Here is a 19,053-nt window from a genome sequence, read left to right on the forward strand (position 1 = left end):
AGTTATAAACACTTGTAAACAAAAAACCTCAAGCTTACACTTGAGGTCATTATTAATTATTCATTATTAATTTTTCATTAAGAATCAGGATGCATAAAGCGTTGTTTGCCCAATAGGGTTTCTTCACTTTCTACATGGTCGTCGTCTGGTACACAGCAGTCTACTGGGCACACAGCAGCACATTGTGGTTCTTCGTGGAATCCTTTACACTCGGTACACTTATCTGGGACAATGTAGTAAATCTCATCACTAATAGGCTCCTGGGCTTCGTCGGCATCTACCGCCTTGCCATTTGGCAATACCACACTTCCTATTAGACTGGTGCCATCTTTATAACGCCAATCGTCTGCACCTTCATAAATAGCCGTGTTTGGGCATTCCGGCTCACATGCGCCACAGTTAATACATTCGTCTGTTATTATAATTGCCATAGTAATTTTTCGTTTTAGTTTGCGTACTTTTGCGAGTGCAAAAATAAAGCCAAAACCATTCATAACCAAATGAACTATGGATTTACCAAAAAGAATTGATGCATTCGTAAAATTAGGTGATTTTTTAGGGCAATTTAGTAATCCTAATTTCACCAAAAATGAGGATGTGTTATATAATGATCTCTTTTTTGATGGCTTTAAACACCAAATAAAACTGGCTGAAGAACACAACGGCTGGTTTAATACGAACAACATCGCATTTGCGTTTAACAGTTGGGCCAATGCGCTGACTGAAAGCAATCTAAACCAATGGCTTTCAAAGTATGACTTGAATACTGTGGAGCCAAAAATTGTCGCTATAATTATGGCTGGAAATATTCCGTTGGTTGGTTTCCACGATTTTTTATCGGTGTTGATTTCGGGCCATCAGGTGTTGGTAAAGCAATCGTCTAACGATCAGCAGCTTCTACCCTTTTTGGCCAAATATCTGGAATATGTAGAACCCGAATTTAAAGGTCGTATTCAATTTACTAAAGACAAATTGGAAAACTTTGATGCCGTAATTGCTACTGGCAGTGATAACACGGCACGCTATTTTGAATACTACTTTAGAGGGAAACCATCCATTATTAGAAAAAATCGAAATTCGGTTGCCATTCTAACGGGTAATGAGACTACTGAAGATTTTGAGAAACTATCTGAAGACATATTTCGATATTATGGTTTGGGTTGTCGAAACGTGTCCAAATTATTTGTTCCCAAAGATTATAATTTTGATGGCTTTTTTCAAGGTATGTACAAATGGCACCCTATAATCGAGCAAACCAAGTACGCCAACAATTACGACTATAATAAAGCCGTGTATTTAATGAGCGAGTTTGATATGCTGGAAAATGGCTTTTTGATGATTAAGGAAGATGTCAGCTACGCCTCGCCTATAGCCACGGTTTTCTACGAATACTACGACGGTATAGACCAGTTACAACAAAAACTGAAAGCTGATTCACACCACATTCAATGTGTGGTTGCCAAAGATGTTTTGCCAACCGAAATACCTTTTGGGGAAACCCAAAATCCGCAGCTATGGGATTATGCGGATGGTGTGGATACTATTGCATTTTTGTTAAAAATATAGTTGATAAATTATCAATTTATTAACGCCTATTTTATAAGAATTTAGCACCTTTGTGCATATTAAAAAACTCACCATGAAAAGACATAATTTTAGTGCAGGACCATGCATTTTACCTAAAGAAGTGATGTTAAAAGCTTCGGAAGCCATATTGGATTTTGACAACGGACTATCCTTGATAGAAATCTCACACAGAAGTAAACCTTTTGTGGATGTTATGGAAAATGCACGAGCCTTGGCACTGGAATTATTAGGATTGGAAGGAAAAGGCTATAAGGCCTTGTTTTTACAAGGTGGTGCCAGCACCCAGTTTTTAATGGTAGCCTTAAATATGTTGGAAAAACGAGCAGGTTATCTAAATACAGGAACTTGGAGTGATAAAGCCATTAAGGAAGCGCGTATTTATGATGATATTTATGAGGTAGCGTCTTCTAAAGATGCTAATTACAATTATATCCCGAAAGGATATGATATTCCTACAGATTACGATTATTTTCACTGTACCTCAAACAACACCATTTTTGGAACACAAATGAAGAGTTTTCCAGAGTGTGAAATTCCGATGGTATGCGATATGAGTAGCGATATTTTTTCTCGTGAATTGGACTTCACCAAATTTGACATTATTTATGCTGGTGCCCAAAAAAATATGGGTCCTGCAGGAACAACCTTGGTAGTGGTTCGTGAAGATGTATTAGGGAAAGTTTCCCGAAAGATTCCATCGATGATGGATTACAAGGTTCACATTAGCAAGAGCAGTATGTTCAATACACCACCTGTATTTGCGGTTTATGTATCGATGTTGACCTTGGAATGGCTTAAAAATTTAGGTGGTATTGCAGCCATTGAAAAAGAGAATGATAAAAAAGCCCAATTGATTTATTCTGAAATTGATTTAAACCCATTATTTAAAGGCTTTGCAACCAAGGAAGATCGTTCAACCATGAACGCCACTTTTACGTTAGCAAATGAAGATTTAAAAGAAACCTTTGAAACCATGTTGAAAGAAGCAGGTATTAATGGCTTAAATGGTCACCGCAGTGTAGGTGGTTATAGAGCATCTATGTACAATGCCTTGCCATTGGAAAGTGTGGGTGTATTGGTAGATGTGATGAGTGAATTGGAGCGTAAAGCATAACAAAACGATAATTTATAAAAATCAAGTTTTAATGAAAGTATTAGCAAACGACGGCATTTCAAAAAGTGGTATTGAAGCATTAGAAGCAGGCGGATTTGAAGTATTAACCACTACGGTTGCACAAGAACAATTAATCAACTTTATCAATGAGAATAGAATCTCCGTATTATTGGTGCGTAGTGCTACCAAAGTACGTCAAGATATCATAGATAACTGCGACTCTTTAAAAATCATTGGCCGTGGTGGTGTTGGCATGGACAATATTGATGTTGAATATGCTCGCAGTAAAGGCATACATGTTATTAACACACCAGCAGCTTCATCACAATCGGTTGCCGAGTTAGTTTTTGCTCACTTGTTCGGTGGCGCACGCTTTTTGCACGATTCCAACAGAAACATGCCTTTAGATGGTGATACCCAGTTCAAATCCCTGAAAAAGAACTATGCTAAAGGCGTAGAACTTCGTGGCAAAACATTAGGTATCATTGGTTTTGGTCGAATTGGTCGTGAAGTAGCCAAAATAGCATTAGGTATTGGTATGAAAGTGATTGCTACCGATAAATTTGTTGGCAAAGCCGATATTAAAGTGGAATTCTACAATGGTCAATATATCAATGTGGAAATTGAAACCGAACCCATGAAAGAGGTTATCAAGCATTCGGATTTTATCACGTTGCATGTTCCAGCTCAAGAAGATTATGTTATTGGTGAAAAGCAATTTAGTATGATGAAAGATGGCGTAGGTATCATTAATGCCGCACGTGGTGGTGTCATAGATGAAGTGGCCTTAATAAAAGCTATAGAATCAGGCAAAGTATCGTTTGCAGGCTTGGATACTTTTGAAGAAGAGCCCAAACCAGCCATTCAAGTATTAATGAACGGACGTATTTCCTTAACACCTCATATTGGAGCTGCCACCAATGAAGCCCAAGATCGCATTGGTACTGAGTTGGCTTCACAAATTATTAGCCTGTTAAAAGTTCAAGAAGCTTAATAAACTTGTTGCTATTGAAAATTATAATGTTAGTGACTTTTTTTATTAACTTGTGTCTTATTGAATAGTTACAAACCGTAGCAACTTAACTGTAAAAATTATATCATGTCAGGAATTTTAGATTTATTAAATAGTGACCTTGGAAAAACCATCATTAGCGGTGTTTCGGGTCAAACCAATCAGCCTACCAACAAAACTGCTGATGTATTGACTATGGCCTTGCCAGTATTAATGGCCGCCATGAAACGTAACGCCTCTACCCCTCAAGGTGCTGAAGGTTTAATGGGTGCATTAAACAATAAGCATGATGGTAGTATTTTGGACAATCTGGGAGGTTTGTTCAGTGGCGGTGTTGATGACTCTGTCATGACAGATGGTGATAAAATATTAGGGCATGTTTTAGGTTCTAAAAAACAAGGCGTTGAAAAAATAATTGGTGATAAAGCTGGTGTTGATACTAGTTCCGTAGCTCAAATACTGCAAGTAGCTGCGCCTATTCTAATGGGTGTTTTAGGAAAGCAAAGTCGTCAAAACAACGTAAGTTCAGCCAATGATTTATCAGGTCTTTTAGGTGGATTATTAGGTGGTAATGATGCCAGACAAGAACAGAGTTTTTTGGAACAAATATTGGACGCAGATGGTGATGGTAGTATTGTGGATGATGTTGCTGGCATGGTGTTAGGTGGTGCCAAAAAGAAAGGTGGACTAGGAGGCCTTTTGGGAGGTCTTTTCGGAAAATAAGCATTTGATGTTTTTTATCATAGAGCCAAACCGTTTCTGGTTTGGCTTTTTTGTTAAATATATTTTATCATATTCAGAAAATGAGATTTTTTCGTAACTTGAGTAAAAGTTGCGTTATGAAAAATCTCATTATTATTTTCTGCATAATTATTGCCATTGCAAGTTGCAAAAGCAAAGATGTATCTATAAATGCCCAAGAGGATATTTCACATGCTTCCGAAAAACAAGATACCATTCGCATTGCCAATGATTCGATTGAATATGAGGTAATTATTATAGAAGCTGGTTTTGATTCTTGGATGCTACGTCGAGCCAGACCGAGATCATATTACTCTAAAACGTTTTTAGAGGCCAGAAACATTCAGTATGTTACCGAGTGGAATAGACGCGTTGTATCCTCTGGTTTCGATAGAAATTTGTATCTCATGCAAATTAATTATGAGCAAGGTATTGACTATGGCTTTGAAGTAAATTACATACTTTATCATTATTTTGTATTCTTTGAAGAAAAGTATAAACAAAATTTAACAGTCCATAATCCTAGATTTTAGGTTATCTTTGCATGCAAAATTGAACGATGGAGAAATTCAAAGCGCGTTGGCAAATAACCAAGAATTGGCAACTACTCTTTCCGCTTTTAGGTATTTTAATTTTAGCTTATAGTTCCTATAAAATAGCTTTAGCGTTTACGAAAGAATGGCATTTAGTCATAACCATTGGGCTTTCCATTATTGTTTATTTTTTATTGTTACGATTAACCCTTTTCATTTTTAAAAAGTTGGAACACAAATGGGTGGTAGCTAATCGTTGGGAAATGATACGCATATTTATTGTTTTTGCTTTTACTGGAACATCTTCATTGTATGTTGGCAGACCCATTATGACGATGATTGGAATTACTAAAGAAAACTTAAATCCTTTTATTTACTGGGTTTTATTTATTATTATTGGGCTCATTTTCTACCAAATCCTACTGGTATTTTTTGGTTGGGTATTTGGACAGTTTCAGTTTTTTTGGGAATTTGAAAAGAAGATGTTACGAAGAATGGGATTTAAACGCTTTTTAGATTAATGCTCAAGGACAAGCCGCATAAAATCATTATCACACTATCACTTCTATTGGTTGTGAGTCTGCTAGTGCCTTCCGCTGTCAAATTTGCTCATGCCTTTGAAAACCATAAGCATGAAGTGTGTACCAATAAATCATCGGTTCACATTCATACATTAGATCTGGACTGTGAATTTTATAAGTTTAAGATTGCCAATCAATTCGTACACAAATTTAAAAATGTTGATTTCATCAATATTGAAGATAATCATGGTATTACGGAATCTCAGTACCAATTTATCAGTGAATATCAACGCTTACAATTTTCCCTTCGCGGCCCACCATTTAATAGTTAAACACAAGTTTAGATTACATTTTTAACTATTAATCATTTTACATGAAAACCATATTATATTTATGTTTTTTGTCCAGTGTTGGTATGGCATTTGGGCAAAACACTATTCAAGGCACCGTAACAGACGCCGAAACCGGAGACAGTTTGTCTTACGTGAACCTATACATACCACACTTAGAAAAAGGAACTACCACCAATGATTCGGGTAATTTTACTCTTGAAGGCATACCTTCAGGTTCTCATACCCTAGTTTGTTCATTTATTGGTTATGAAACAAAATCCATTAATGTCAATATACCGATCACGGAATCGTTAAGTATTGCTTTAACACCCTCTGCTATTGAAATGGAAGCCGTAATAATATCAACCCCGTTTCACAAGCTTCAAAGCGATAACGTTATGAAAGTAGAGCACAAAACGATTAGTGAATTACGTTCATCCGGATCTGTAACCCTTGCCGATGGTATTACTAATATTGCTGGTGTGAATGCTGTGAGTACTGGTTTGAGTATTAGTAAGCCTGTGATACGAGGTTTAAGCTCGAACAGAGTATTGGTTTATACGCAAGGTGTTCGTTTAGAAAATCAACAATTTGGCAGCGAGCATGGTTTGGGTTTGAGCGATGCTGGTGTTGAAAGCGTCGAAGTTATTAAAGGGCCTGCTTCGCTGCTTTACGGTAGTGATGCTCTTGGCGGTGTATTATACATCAATCCAGAACGATTTGCGGATGCCAATGACCAATCTGGTAGTGTCAACCTCAATTACTTCTCGAACACAGAAGGTTACAATACCAGTTTAGGTTATAAATCATCAGGTAATGCCTTCAAATTTTTATTCCGTGGGAGTTTAGCAGCTCATTCAGATTATAATACCGCTGATTATCGTGTAACCAACACACGTTTCCAAGAGCAGGATTTTAAAGCAGGATTGGGCTATCAATCGACCAAGTTCAAAACTGAATTCCGCTATAATGTCAACCATTCGAAATTGGGAATTCCAGAAGAAATTGGTTTGCAATCAACTGATAAAAGCCCTCTGCTACCCTATCAAGATATTACAAACCATGTTTTCAGTTCCAAATCCAAAGTGTTTTTTAACAACTCAAAACTTGAAATAAATTTAGGATACATTTATAACAGCAGACAAGAATTTGAGGATGAGCACGAACACGAAGCGCATGATGAACATGAAGGTGAAGAAGAAGCGGATCATCATGAGGAGCACGAAGAACATGTAGCTGAAGAAGCTGCCTTGAACATGAAACTCAAAACGGCCAATTATGATGTTAAGTATCACTTACCTATTATGGGGAAATTTGAGACTATTGTGGGCGTGCAAGGTATGCACCAAACTAACACCAACTATGGTGAAGAGGAACTAATACCTAATGCTACAACTAACGATTTAGGCATCTTTGCCATGTCGCATATTCATTTTGAAAATTTTGATGTGCAATTGGGTGCACGTTATGATAACAGATGGTTAAACATCGATGGTGGAGAAAATTTGAATTTTAATAGTTTCAATGGGGCTTTAGGATTTAAAACAAGCTTGTTTGATCATATTATAGCGCGATTAAACCTTGCTTCAGGGTTTAGAGCACCTAATTTAGCTGAACTGACTTCGGATGGTGTGCATCATGGTACCAATCGCTATGAAATTGGTAATAGTAATTTGACCTATGAACAAAACTATCAAACCGACTTGGCTTTAGAATATAAAAGTGAACATATTGAATTCTTTGTCAATGGATTCTATAATCTGGTCAATGATTATATCTATTTAGAGCCAGACGGAACTGAAATAGATGGTGAAGCTGTATTTAATTATGTACAAAATGACGCCTATCTTTATGGTGGTGAAATTGGATTCCACTTACATCCACACCCTTTAGATTGGTTACATTTTGAAAGTAGTTTTGAATCGGTTACCGGGAAACTTAAAGCTGGTAATTATCTTCCGCTTATTCCTGCCAATAGTATTAATAATACGATTCGAGTAGAATTTGATTCTAAAAAATTAAAGCAAACGTATGCTTTTGTGAAGTTACAATCGACTTTTAGTCAAAATAATGTGGGCACATTTGAAACAGCTACAGGAAGTTACAATTTATTGAGTGCTGGATTTGGAAGCACCGTAAGTTTATTCAAAAATGATTTATCAATTTCCATAGCTGGTACGAATTTAACCGATAAGAATTATATCAGTCATCTATCAAGATTAAAACCTGATGGTATCTTCAACATGGGTAGAAATATCAGTATTGGATTTACTTATAATCTCTAATAAAAAATCCCTTTCAAACTGAAAGGGATTTTTTTTAATCGTTTATTTCAACTGGAATAACTTTCTTTTCTTTACTGAAAACGTAGGTATACAACCACATGATGGTAAATGTTGGAACAATATCTAGACCAGGAATAATTTCTTCAATAAAAGATATGGCTCCAGCCACTTTACCTCTATTTCCTGAATACATTTTGGCCATGAGATAAGCCGACAAGGGTGCCCAAATAATATCTATAATGGTTATAAAACCAATAGCATCAAATAAAATACTCAATGCTAGTTTTTTGTTTTTGCTTAAGTTATCTAAATCCATTGTCGTGTTTTTGATTAATTAGCAGCAAGAAACATACCAAAGATAAAATCACGAAAATTTGTCGCTTATCAACTTCAAGAATTCATTGCGGGTTTCTATTTTCTCAAACTGTCCTCTAAAACCCGATGTAGTTGTTACCGAGTTTTGTTTTTGCACGCCTCGCATCATCATACACATGTGGGCAGCTTCAATAACTACGGCCACACCTTGTGGCTTTAGAGTATCATTGATGCAATCCAAAATTTGCTCTGTCAATCGCTCCTGAACCTGTAATCGTCTTGCAAAAATATCTACAACTCTGGGGATTTTACTCAATCCAACAATGTGTCCATTGGGTATATAGGCTATGTGTGCCTTCCCAAAAAATGGCAGAATATGATGTTCGCATAAGGAATATAATTCTATATCCTTAACAATTACCATTTCGTTATACGATTCTTTAAACATGGCACTCTTTAAAATAGCAGCCGCATCTTGATGGTAACCTTGAGTTAAAAATTGCATGGCTTTAGATGCGCGTTCGGGTGTTTTTAAAAGCCCATCTCGTGTGACATCTTCACCTAAATCCTCGATAATCTTTTTGTAACGATTTTTAACATCATCTGTTACCTGCATATTGTATTCTTCAAATTTCCTGTATGGCATATTTGGCATTTTTGCTAAATGTAGTAAAATTATTGGTCATTTATTTTATAAAAACCTTAACAAAATTAACCTGTTTTTAACTTTTAGTTGGGAAATTAAACTGCTAAAGCCTACTAGATTTGTTGCGTATTCTGTAACAATAGGATTTTTCTGTTGTCTTTATACCATCAATCAAGAACGAGACCAATCATTTTATGAAAAAAACAGTATTCCTTCTAGTGGCTATGTTGTGCGTTTTCACAATGTTTTCACAAGAAAAGAAAAGCTTAAATATTAAGCGCATAAGCGACCCGCCCAAAATAGATGGCGTTTTAGATGATGCTGCATGGCAAGGTGTTGAAGAAGCCAAAGACTTTGTGCAATTTCGCCCGGAAATGGGTATAAAGGAAACACCAGAAACACGTACCGTTGTAAAGATTACCTATGATGATGATGCCATTTACGTTGGCGCCTATTTGTATGATGACCCTTCGAAAATCATGCGACAATTTACCAGTCGCGATAATTTTGGCCAATCTGATTTCTTTGGTTTTATTTTAAACCCTAACAATGATGGTCAAAACAATACCGAGTTTTTTGTTTTTAGTTCTGGAACACAAGCCGATGCCTTGGAGTCGCCTAGTATTGGTGAGGATTTTGGATGGAATGCCGTTTGGGATAGTGCCGTAAAAATAGTAGATGATGGTTGGATTGTTGAAATGAAGTTACCATATAGAACATTGCGCTTTTCCAATCAGGAAGTGCAAACTTGGGGTATGAATATCCATAGGCATTTTAGGCGAGACCGTTCGCAATATACCTGGAGTCCTGTGGATGTTTCCAAAGGAAATATAGGTATTTATAATGGTGAGTTAAACGGAATTGAAAATATTAATCCACCTACCCGATTAACATTTTATCCTTTTGTTTCAGGTATCGTGAACTCGTATGATGGCGAAACCGAAACCCAATTTAATGCGGGAATGGATGTGAAATATGGCATCACCGAAAACTTTACATTAGATGCTACCTTAATCCCTGATTTTAGTCAGGCTGGCTTTGACAACGTTGTTTTGAATTTAGGTCCTTTTGAGCAAACGTTTTCGGAGCAACGACAATTTTTTACAGAAGGGGTTGACTTGTTTACCAAAGGAAATTTATTTTTTTCAAGACGTGTTGGAAGTAGCCCAACAGGCGATGGTGATATAACAAGTGACGAAGAGTTTTTGGAATATCCTGATGCTGTGAAGGTTTTAAATGCCATAAAGGTATCCGGAAGAACTAAAAAAGGATTTGGTGCTGGTATTTTTAATGCCATTACCGAAAAAACAAGTACCAAGATTAGAAACACGAATACCGGAGAAATACGTAGTGCTGTTGTTGAACCTTTTACTAATTACAATATTTTGGTTGTCGATCAACAGTTTAACCAAAATTCCTCTGTAGGTATTATCAATACTAATGTTACCAGAAATGGTCATTTTAGAGATGCTAACGTTACTGGTGTTTTGGCTGATTTAACAACCAAAAAGAACACTTATAGTTTAGGTATTGAAGCTAAAATGAGTAATGTCAATAAAGAAACAGGCACTGAAACAGGCTATAGCTACGAAATAGAGTTTAGCAAGGTATATGGCAATTTACAATACTGGATTGGCCATGAATATGCTGATGACACCTATGATATCAATGATTTAGGACTGTTATTCCGAAATAATTTTAGCAATTTTGGAGGTAATATTAGATATCGAACTTTTGAACCTACTGGAAAATTTAACAATTATACCGTTGAGGCTTGGTACGAATATAGACGTTTAGCGAATCCGAGCACCTACACTGGCAATAGTTTTGGCTTTGGTGCTTGGGGAAATTTAAAATCTTTACACAGTTTTGGTGGTAATGTTAATTTTCAACCTGGCAAACAATACGATTATTTTGAACCACGTGTAGATGGACGTTATTTTATTTTTGAAAATAGATTCAATGGAAACTTTTGGATTTCTTCAAATTATAATAAAAAATTTGCCATTGATGCCAATATTGGTGGAGCAACCTTCTTTGAAGATAACCGAAACACCGATAATATTTGGTATAGTGTGAGTCCAAGATTTCGATTTAATGATAAAATATTAATCGTTTACTCTTTCAGTGTCGATGATATTAGAAAAGATAGAGGTTATGCCAATATGATGGGTGATGATATTGTTTTTGGACAACGTGATCGGTACACTATGGTCAACACCTTATCAGGTAGCTATAGTTTTAATCCATTTCATACTGTGGGTTTAACATTTAGGAATTATTGGAGTACGGTAGATTACGAAGATCATATTTTTCTGCTTCAAGAGAATGGTCGTTTGTTGGAAACGCAAACGAGTTTTGAGGACGCAGGTTTATCAGACCCAAATATTAATTTTAGTACTTGGAATCTAGATTTAAGCTATTCATGGCAATTTGCTCCTGGAAGTTTTGTAACAGCACTATACAGAAATCAATTATTCAATAATGATAATGAATCGCAAGCGAGTTACATAGATAGTTTAGATCGATTATTCAAACAACCCATCTCAAATACCTTTTCATTGAAAGTGCAGTATTTTATTGACTATAACAATGTTAAAAAAATCTTCCGTAAGAAATCAGATTCCTAATTGTAAGACCAATTATAAAGTATTACATTGCTTGTTTATTATTTGAGAATGATAACAGCAAGAAATATACATAAGTACTATTCCGATTTACACGTTTTAAAGGGTGTTGATTTAGATATTAAGGCAGGTGAAATTGTATCGATTGTTGGGGCTTCAGGTGCCGGAAAAACCACGTTATTACAAATTTTGGGGACACTGGATAAACCTGAATATGATAACCAAACAACGTTTTCTTTAAACAATGTTGATATCAGATCCTTAAATGAAAAAGCGTTGGCCAAATTCCGAAATGAACAAATAGGTTTTATATTCCAATTTCATCAATTATTACCTGAATTTACGGCTTTAGAAAATGTCTGTATTCCAGCTTTTATCAAAAAAACCAGAAAAGAAGCGGCTGAAAAACGCGCTAAAGAACTCTTGGATTTTCTGGGATTAAAAGACCGATACGAGCATAAACCTAATGAGCTTTCAGGTGGCGAGCAACAACGAGTAGCTGTTGCTAGAGCGTTGATTAATAATCCAAAAATCATTTTTGCCGATGAACCTTCAGGAAATTTAGATAGTGAGTCAGCTGAAAATCTCCACAATCTCTTTTTTAAACTTCGTGATGAATACGGTCAAACATTCGTAATTGTCACACATAATGAAGATTTAGCCAATATGGCTGATAGAAAATTGACTATGGTCGATGGTAAGATTCTAAATTAAATAGTACATTTAGTTCATGCTATTTATTTTACTTTCCTGGATTTATATACTAGCCATTTCTATCATTGTTGGTGTTAGTACAGCAAAAGCTTTTGGTATAACAAAATCGCATCCTGTTGTTACTATTATTTCAGGCTTTTTTACGATTACTTTAATCACATCAATTTGGGCAATTGGTTGGTCTGTCAATTGGCAATTTCATATTTTTTTATTTCTTATTTGTATCGCATTATTTTTTGCAAACAAATCATTTATAGTTGATTACATTAAAATATCTACAATTCAGTTTAAGTCCCTTAAAATGTTTAGCAAAGTGTTTTTCGGGATTATTTCCTTGCTTATTTTAGCACAATGTGCCTCTCCTCCTTTTATTATTGACAACGAATCTTACTATATCCAAACCATTAAATGGCTCAACGAATATGGCTTTGTAAAAGGATTGGTCAATCTACACTTATTTTTAGGGCAAACATCTGGGTGGCATATCCTTCAAAGTGCTTTTAATTTTAGTTTTTTATATGATCGTTTCAATGATTTGAGTGGCCTGATACTATTATTGGGTAATTACTATGCTATTACGCATTTGAATGACTTTTCGTTTAAAAACAAACTAAAGATAGTCGATGGTATCGTTGCCTTATTTCCTGTGTTGAACGTGTTCTTTTTTCAATTTATCAGTGCGCCTTCGCCTGATATGGCAATCTATGTATTGACACTGGTTATCACGCATCAATTTTTAAAATGTTATGTTGAATTTAATAGGAATATATTTCTTTCTATTGTTGTAATGACACTCTTTGCTATTTTCATAAAACCTTCCGTCCTACTTTTTGTTTTGCTCCCTGTGTTGCTTTACAAACGTTACTATATTTATACACGAAACCAAACAAAATTGGTACTAGGAATTTCGACTTTGTTGATTTTGGTGATAGTGATTAAAAATTCCATCATTACGGGGAATCCCCTGTTCCCGTTAACTATTCCGAGTCTGTTTGATTTTTCTTGGCAATTACCAAATGATATTGCATCATATTTTTCTATTTACGGTAAGGCTTATGGCTATCATATGTCTCCAGAAGCATTTGAAGCAGCTTCATGGGGCCTCAAACTTAAAAACTGGTTGCTTGCTCCAGGATTACATGGTATTTTTAATTCAGGCATGATATTACTTTTTATCATGATGCCTTTTGTAATTTACAAGTTTTATAACAAAAAAGCCTATTGGATTTTCTATGTTATAGGAATGCTACAGATGCTATTATTATTTGTGATATCGCCACAGTATCGCTTCTTCTTTCCATTTATGATGATTTTTGGTTTCATGATTTTAAAACTTTTGATAGTCAACGATAAAATCTTGAAAGTCATTTTGGTATTTACCACTATTGTGGCTGCCATACCGTTATTTTTTTCCATTAATAACCAGCAGCTGACTAATAATAAACATCATGTTGTCAACAGTCAATTTTCAACTCAATATCTAATTCAACCGTATGGGTTGAGTAAATATCCAAGAGATTATAATATCATCCAGGAAGGTAATACCCAATTCCATACACCATCACAAATGAATTTCTTTTGGGGAACTGGCAACATGCCTCTACCTGCTATTAACCAAGAGCAGTTGGATTATTTTAAAAACTATTTTGACGTTATTCCGCAGCAATTCTCGGAAAATCTGAAAAATGGGTTTTATTCTGAACGTATTTTTGAAAAATAGTGGCCCTTTTCACGCAACCTTTTCTGTTTTTTAGCATCTATAGAATAAAATCTCATTATGATTAAGAGAGTTGTTAAAGTATTTTCCTTTTTTGCCCTATTTCAACTAGTGATTTATTCTTGCTGCGAACAAGTATATAACGTTTATTATGAGCAAACGACTTTGACCGCAATAGATTCAAATGATTTTGATGCGTCGAGCGTCACAACAGAAAATTTATTGCTAAATCTCAACTTTGAATATAAGTATATTCAAATTGCCGATATGTTAGATTTGAATCACATGGTGGATAATACCTATGCGACCACCTGTGCCGAAGACTATTTTTTTAGAGATTCTGTTATCAATATAACAATAACTGCCAATGAGAATGTTCTTGATATTGAATCAGGCAACCCAATTAATGATAAATTATTCTTTATAAACCCAAACACTCTGGAAAGTCAGTCTTTAAATGAACTCGTTAACTATCTAAATAATCATTTCGATGGTTATTATTATCAAACAATCGATTTGGCCTTCAATGAATCCCTACCAAGTGAGCTGTCTTTGGAATTTCACATTAAAATTGATTTAGAAGGTGGCAGAAGCTTGGAAAGTACTACTGAAATCATTACTATTGAGTAATTAACTCATTCTATCTTGCATCATTCAATAAAGCGTAAAGAACTTAAAGATTTCCTGGACTCTAAAGTCCTACAATACAATAATCCCAAGTTCCTTGATTCCGATCCAATACAAGTGCCGCATCAATTTTCAAAAAAAGAGGATATTGAAATAGCCGCTTTTTTAACAGCGACCATAGCCTGGGGCAATCGCAAAAGCATTATCAACAATGCACATCGCATGATGGATTTATTGGAGCAATCACCTTATGATTTTGTAATAAATCATCAAGAATCCGACTTACAGAAATTGGAAGGTTTTGTACATCGTACTTTTAATGGTTTGGACCTCATGACATTCATTACAGCATTGCAAAACATCTATAAAAATCATGATGGTCTGGAGCGAGTTTTCGAGAAGCACGCCGAATCTGATAGTTTGCAAAATGCCATTCACCATTTTAAACAAGTGTTTTTTGACATCGATCATTTACCAAGAACCCAAAAACATATTTCAGATCCTTTAAAAAATTCAGCTGCTAAACGTATCAATATGTTTTTACGTTGGATGGTGAGACCTGATAATACTGGTGTAGACTTTGGTATTTGGAAGAGCCTTTCGCCTTCCCAACTATCGTGTCCATTGGATGTGCATTCCGGGAATGTAGCTCGGAAATTAGGTCTTTTAACGCGTAAACAAAATGATGCCAAAGCCTTACAGGAATTGGACACCAATTTGCGTAATCTAGATCCAAACGATCCGGTGAAATATGATTTTGCATTATTTGGTTTGGGTGTTTTTAAGAAGTTCTAAAAAAGTATTGTAACTTTATTTTCTAATCTAAACGATCAAAATTATGAGTCGCTTACTATGTGCAATGTGCTGTCTGTTATTTTCAATTGCTTTTTCCCAAAACCGTGAAATAGTTGTAGATACTACCATAACTTCCAATCATTCGGTAACTGTAAATGGAAAAAGTATTCCATATCAAGCAACTGCTGGAACCCAACCTGTTTGGAATGATAAAGGCGAACCGATAGCAACTTTATTTTATACCTATTATAAGAAATCCAATAGTCAGGCGAAAGATAGACCGATTGTATTTTCTTTTAATGGCGGACCTGGCTCGGCCTCTGTATGGATGCATATAGCCTATACTGGTCCTGTGCTTTTAAATATTGATGATGAGGGTTACCCTGTTCAACCCTATGGTATCAAGGACAATCCTTATTCTATAATTGACGTAGCCGATATTGTATTTGTGGATCCAGTTAATACAGGCTATTCGCGCATGTTACCAGATAAAGAAGGAAAAATGCCTGAAAAAGATGTATTCTATGGTATTAATGCCGACATTAAATATCTCGCCGAATGGATGAACACTTTTGTTTCGAGAAACAACCGCTGGGAATCACCCAAATACATTATTGGCGAAAGTTATGGAGGTACGCGCGTTATGGGCTTGGCCAATGAATTGCAGAACACCCAATTTATGTATTTAAATGGGGTAATCATGGTATCACCTGCCGATTACAAGGTTTTGTATAGTGGTAATCCTATTTCAGAAGCACTACACCTACCCTATTATACTGCGACTGCATGGCATCATAAACAATTGTCATCCGAACTTCAGAATAAAGATTTATTGGATATTCTACCAGAAGTTGAAAACTATGCCATCAATACCTTATTACCTGTCATTTCCAAAGGCGGATTTGCAACAGCTGAAGAAAAACAAGCTGTTGCTAAAAAAATGGCCTATTATTCAGGCTTGAGCGAAACAGTGATTTTAAGAAGCAATTTAAGGGTTCCAACCAATTTCTTTTGGAAAGAATTATTACGTGACCAAGGTTATACTGTTGGAAGATTGGATTCCCGCTATTTAGGACTTGATAAAGATGATGCAAGTGATAGTCCAGACTTTAATGCTGAATTATCGTCTTGGTTGCACAGCTTCACACCTCCAATCAACTATTACATCAGAGAGCATTTACAATTTAAAACAGATGTCACCTATAATATGCTGGCCGATGTAAGTCCTTGGGACAGGCGAAACGATAATACCAGGGAAGGTTTACGATTGGCAATGGCACAAAATCCATATTTAAAAGTGTTGTTTCAATCGGGTTACTATGATGGTGCCACTACTTACTTTAATGCCAAATATACCATGTGGCAGATAGATCCTAGTGGTAAAATGAAAGATCGTTTTACTTTTAAAGGCTATAAAAGTGGACACATGATGTATTTACGGAATGAAGACCTTATTCAAGCTAATAATGATTTGCGGGAGTTTATCAAAAATTCCATGGCAAATGGCAAAGCAGCGAAGTATTAAAACAAAAAAAAGCCTGACTATTAAGTCAGGCTTTTAACTTTTATATCTTGAATTTTTAGCCTTTTAACCATGCTTTACGCAAAGCTATTTGTTCTGGTGTAGCATCAGCTTTTGGCATGAGACCCTTACCATTAGTATAAGCTTGGGTCAGTTTTGTTTTAATAACAATTTCTTCTCCGTCTCTATCTAATACGACTTCTATGTCGGTTCCAGGCTGCCATGCAAATACTTTTTGAAACACCTGATTGGCTGTTTGCATAGTTACTTCAGTGCCATCAATAGATTTTACGACATCCTTTGGTTTTACACCTTGCTCATTCCAGAAACTATTCCCAGTTACAGCATCATTAAAGTATATAACTCCACGTTCTTGATCTGGAGCTACAATTAGACCACCACCTGCTTGAATATAATTAGTGGTAACTTTACCTTCTGAAATTTCAAGCCCTACTTTATTGAAAAACTCGTTATAATCAATTGGAGTATCACCAATAACATGCGTATCAAAGAAACCTCTTAATGACGGATAGGTCATAGCAACAATTTCATCAATGATTTTGTCATCTTCAAAAGGTTTATTCTTACCATACTTCATCGATAATTCTTTCATTAGTGAAAGAATACCTCTATTTCCATTACTACCTTCGCGAATTAAAATATCCACGCACATACCAATGAGCGCACCCTTTTGGTAAACATTGTAATATTGACTGGCATATGGTTCATCTAATACATTTTCACTCATTTCAGTGAAACTCATGGCATCGTTCATACCTGAAGCTGTTTTTATTTTACCCATAATAGTATTGTAAAACTCATCTTCAGTGACCAAACCTTGATCTACTTGGAATAAGGTTGCAAAATATTCGGTAACCCCTTCATACATCCATAAATGCTTTGAGAATGTTGGCGCATTATAATCAAAATAATGAACGTCTTCAGAATGTACACTCAATGGTGTTACAATATGGAAAAACTCGTGTGAAACCACGTCAACCATACTTTTATCCAATGCAGCAGCAGGCATTGCCTCTGGCATTACAACAACTGTAGATGTATGGTGCTCTAATGCTCCAAATCCTTTTGGAGATTCTGCAGTGCCTTCAGATAGATACACATAAATATCATAACGTGGGGTACTATTAATATCACCTAAATAGGTCTTTTGGGCTTGCATCATGGTTTCCATGGCATTTCGCATGGAAGTTGCCGAATGTGTTCCATTAGGAGAATACACACTCAATACAATTTTAATATCACCAACCTGAAACTCTTCAACATCCAAATTTCCGTACATCATGGGGTTATCGGTAATGTCAAAATAACGTGGTGCAAAATAACTGGTAGTCATTGACTTTCCGTCAGCACTGGTTGTAGAATTTACTTGTTCTAATGCAGAAGTGCGCTTGAAAGTTGCATCGGCAGTTACATCCAATTTATATTGGCTGTTCTTTAAGGAATCAAAATAACCAATGAACCCATGTAAATTCAATACGTAGTTATCAGGCTCGATGTTTGTTCCTGCTGGTGAAAAAGGTTGCTCGCCTCCTATACCTCCTGTTGACTCAATGTCAAACGTATCATTGACATAATAAGTAATATAAGAAAGCTTGGTAGCATTACTAATAGTCCAAGTGTTAATGTCTACCTTGTTTACTGGCAATTCGTTTCCATCATAATCAATGGCTTTGAAATCATCTACATATTTTCCAAAATCACTTACGGAGTAGGTTCCTTGAACAACTTTAGGAAGTCTGTACGTCACAGTTTCTTCAGTAAATCTACCTGGATTAATAATTACTGGAGCTTTATCATCAGTAACTTTTGTTAAATCAATAGAAGTCTCTATTGGGTTGCTGGTTGCTAAATCATTTTTTGTTGCGGTCTTCGATGACGACCCACAAGCAACAAGCAGGGCACTAAAACCAAGAATGGCTACTAATTTTTTCATTATTTAAGATA

Annotated in this window: 18 protein-coding genes; 14 read left to right on the forward strand and 4 right to left on the reverse strand. The window is 35.7% G+C overall.

Features of this window, described 5'->3' with window-relative positions; all coding sequences use genetic code 11:
* Window positions 1-77: 77 nt before the first annotated feature.
* A complete protein-coding gene (locus tag C1T31_RS09060) occupies window positions 78-431 on the reverse strand; it encodes a 4Fe-4S dicluster domain-containing protein (protein ID WP_103052212.1) in 354 nt (117 codons plus the stop codon).
* Window positions 432-507: 76 nt separating this feature from the next.
* On the opposite strand from C1T31_RS09060, the gene C1T31_RS09065 reads away from it, so the two are divergent.
* From C1T31_RS09065 to C1T31_RS09100, 8 genes are all read left to right on the forward strand, one after another.
* Complete coding sequence (locus C1T31_RS09065) at window positions 508-1,566, forward strand: acyl-CoA reductase (protein WP_103052167.1); 1,059 nt, start codon at window positions 508-510, stop codon at window positions 1,564-1,566.
* Between the two features lie 73 nt (window positions 1,567-1,639).
* A complete protein-coding gene (serC, locus tag C1T31_RS09070) occupies window positions 1,640-2,701 on the forward strand; it encodes a 3-phosphoserine/phosphohydroxythreonine transaminase (protein WP_103052168.1) in 1,062 nt (353 codons plus the stop codon).
* A gap of 31 nt (window positions 2,702-2,732) precedes the next feature.
* Window positions 2,733-3,695, forward strand: a complete 963-nt coding sequence (locus tag C1T31_RS09075) for a D-2-hydroxyacid dehydrogenase (RefSeq protein ID WP_103052169.1) — start codon at window positions 2,733-2,735, stop codon at window positions 3,693-3,695.
* 105 nt (window positions 3,696-3,800) lie between these two features.
* Entirely contained in the window at window positions 3,801-4,436 is a 636-nt protein-coding gene (locus tag C1T31_RS09080; protein WP_103052170.1) for a DUF937 domain-containing protein, read from the forward strand.
* A gap of 116 nt (window positions 4,437-4,552) precedes the next feature.
* Window positions 4,553-4,987: a DUF6146 family protein gene (locus tag C1T31_RS09085; protein ID WP_103052171.1), complete on the forward strand. Its 435-nt coding sequence runs from the start codon at window positions 4,553-4,555 to the stop codon at window positions 4,985-4,987.
* A 26-nt stretch (window positions 4,988-5,013) separates the two neighbouring features.
* Entirely contained in the window at window positions 5,014-5,508 is a 495-nt protein-coding gene (locus tag C1T31_RS09090; RefSeq protein WP_103052172.1) for a DUF6787 family protein, read from the forward strand.
* Window positions 5,508-5,840: a hypothetical protein gene (locus tag C1T31_RS09095; protein ID WP_103052173.1), complete on the forward strand. Its 333-nt coding sequence runs from the start codon at window positions 5,508-5,510 to the stop codon at window positions 5,838-5,840. The genes C1T31_RS09090 and C1T31_RS09095 overlap by 1 nt, the downstream gene beginning before the upstream one ends.
* A 41-nt stretch (window positions 5,841-5,881) precedes the next feature.
* Window positions 5,882-8,125 carry a TonB-dependent receptor gene (locus C1T31_RS09100; RefSeq protein WP_103052174.1) on the forward strand — a complete coding sequence of 748 codons (2,244 nt, stop codon included), beginning with the start codon at window positions 5,882-5,884 and terminating at the stop codon, window positions 8,123-8,125.
* 34 nt (window positions 8,126-8,159) lie between these two features.
* On the opposite strand, the gene C1T31_RS09105 is transcribed toward C1T31_RS09100, so the two are convergent.
* A complete protein-coding gene (locus C1T31_RS09105) occupies window positions 8,160-8,441 on the reverse strand; it encodes a hypothetical protein (RefSeq protein WP_103052175.1) in 282 nt (93 codons plus the stop codon).
* A 48-nt stretch (window positions 8,442-8,489) separates the two neighbouring features.
* Window positions 8,490-9,086, reverse strand: coding sequence for a GTP cyclohydrolase I FolE (gene folE, locus C1T31_RS09110; protein ID WP_103052213.1), 597 nt, complete (start codon window positions 9,084-9,086; stop codon window positions 8,490-8,492).
* 194 nt (window positions 9,087-9,280) lie between these two features.
* On the opposite strand from folE, the gene C1T31_RS09115 reads away from it, so the two are divergent.
* Genes C1T31_RS09115 through C1T31_RS09140 form a run of 6 tightly spaced genes read left to right on the forward strand, consistent with a single transcriptional unit; the run spans window position 9,281 to window position 17,091 of the window.
* Entirely contained in the window at window positions 9,281-11,716 is a 2,436-nt protein-coding gene (locus C1T31_RS09115) for a DUF5916 domain-containing protein (RefSeq protein ID WP_103052176.1), read from the forward strand.
* A 48-nt stretch (window positions 11,717-11,764) separates the two neighbouring features.
* Window positions 11,765-12,427, forward strand: a complete 663-nt coding sequence (locus C1T31_RS09120; protein ID WP_103052177.1) for an ABC transporter ATP-binding protein — start codon at window positions 11,765-11,767, stop codon at window positions 12,425-12,427.
* A 16-nt stretch (window positions 12,428-12,443) separates the two neighbouring features.
* Entirely contained in the window at window positions 12,444-14,147 is a 1,704-nt protein-coding gene (locus C1T31_RS09125) for an LIC_10190 family membrane protein (protein WP_103052178.1), read from the forward strand.
* 57 nt (window positions 14,148-14,204) lie between these two features.
* Window positions 14,205-14,774: a hypothetical protein gene (locus tag C1T31_RS09130; protein ID WP_103052179.1), complete on the forward strand. Its 570-nt coding sequence runs from the start codon at window positions 14,205-14,207 to the stop codon at window positions 14,772-14,774.
* A gap of 27 nt (window positions 14,775-14,801) precedes the next feature.
* Window positions 14,802-15,566, forward strand: a complete 765-nt coding sequence (locus C1T31_RS09135; RefSeq protein ID WP_103052214.1) for a TIGR02757 family protein — start codon at window positions 14,802-14,804, stop codon at window positions 15,564-15,566.
* A 43-nt stretch (window positions 15,567-15,609) separates the two neighbouring features.
* Complete coding sequence (locus C1T31_RS09140) at window positions 15,610-17,091, forward strand: S10 family peptidase (protein WP_103052180.1); 1,482 nt, start codon at window positions 15,610-15,612, stop codon at window positions 17,089-17,091.
* Between the two features lie 55 nt (window positions 17,092-17,146).
* Here C1T31_RS09140 and C1T31_RS09145 read toward each other — a convergent pair whose 3' ends face one another.
* Window positions 17,147-19,042: a M61 family metallopeptidase gene (locus C1T31_RS09145; RefSeq protein ID WP_103052181.1), complete on the reverse strand. Its 1,896-nt coding sequence runs from the start codon at window positions 19,040-19,042 to the stop codon at window positions 17,147-17,149.
* Between the last annotated feature and the right edge of the window lie 11 nt (window positions 19,043-19,053).

The sequence above is a fragment of the Hanstruepera neustonica genome (assembly GCF_002895005.1).
Taxonomy (GTDB): domain Bacteria; phylum Bacteroidota; class Bacteroidia; order Flavobacteriales; family Flavobacteriaceae; genus Hanstruepera; species Hanstruepera neustonica.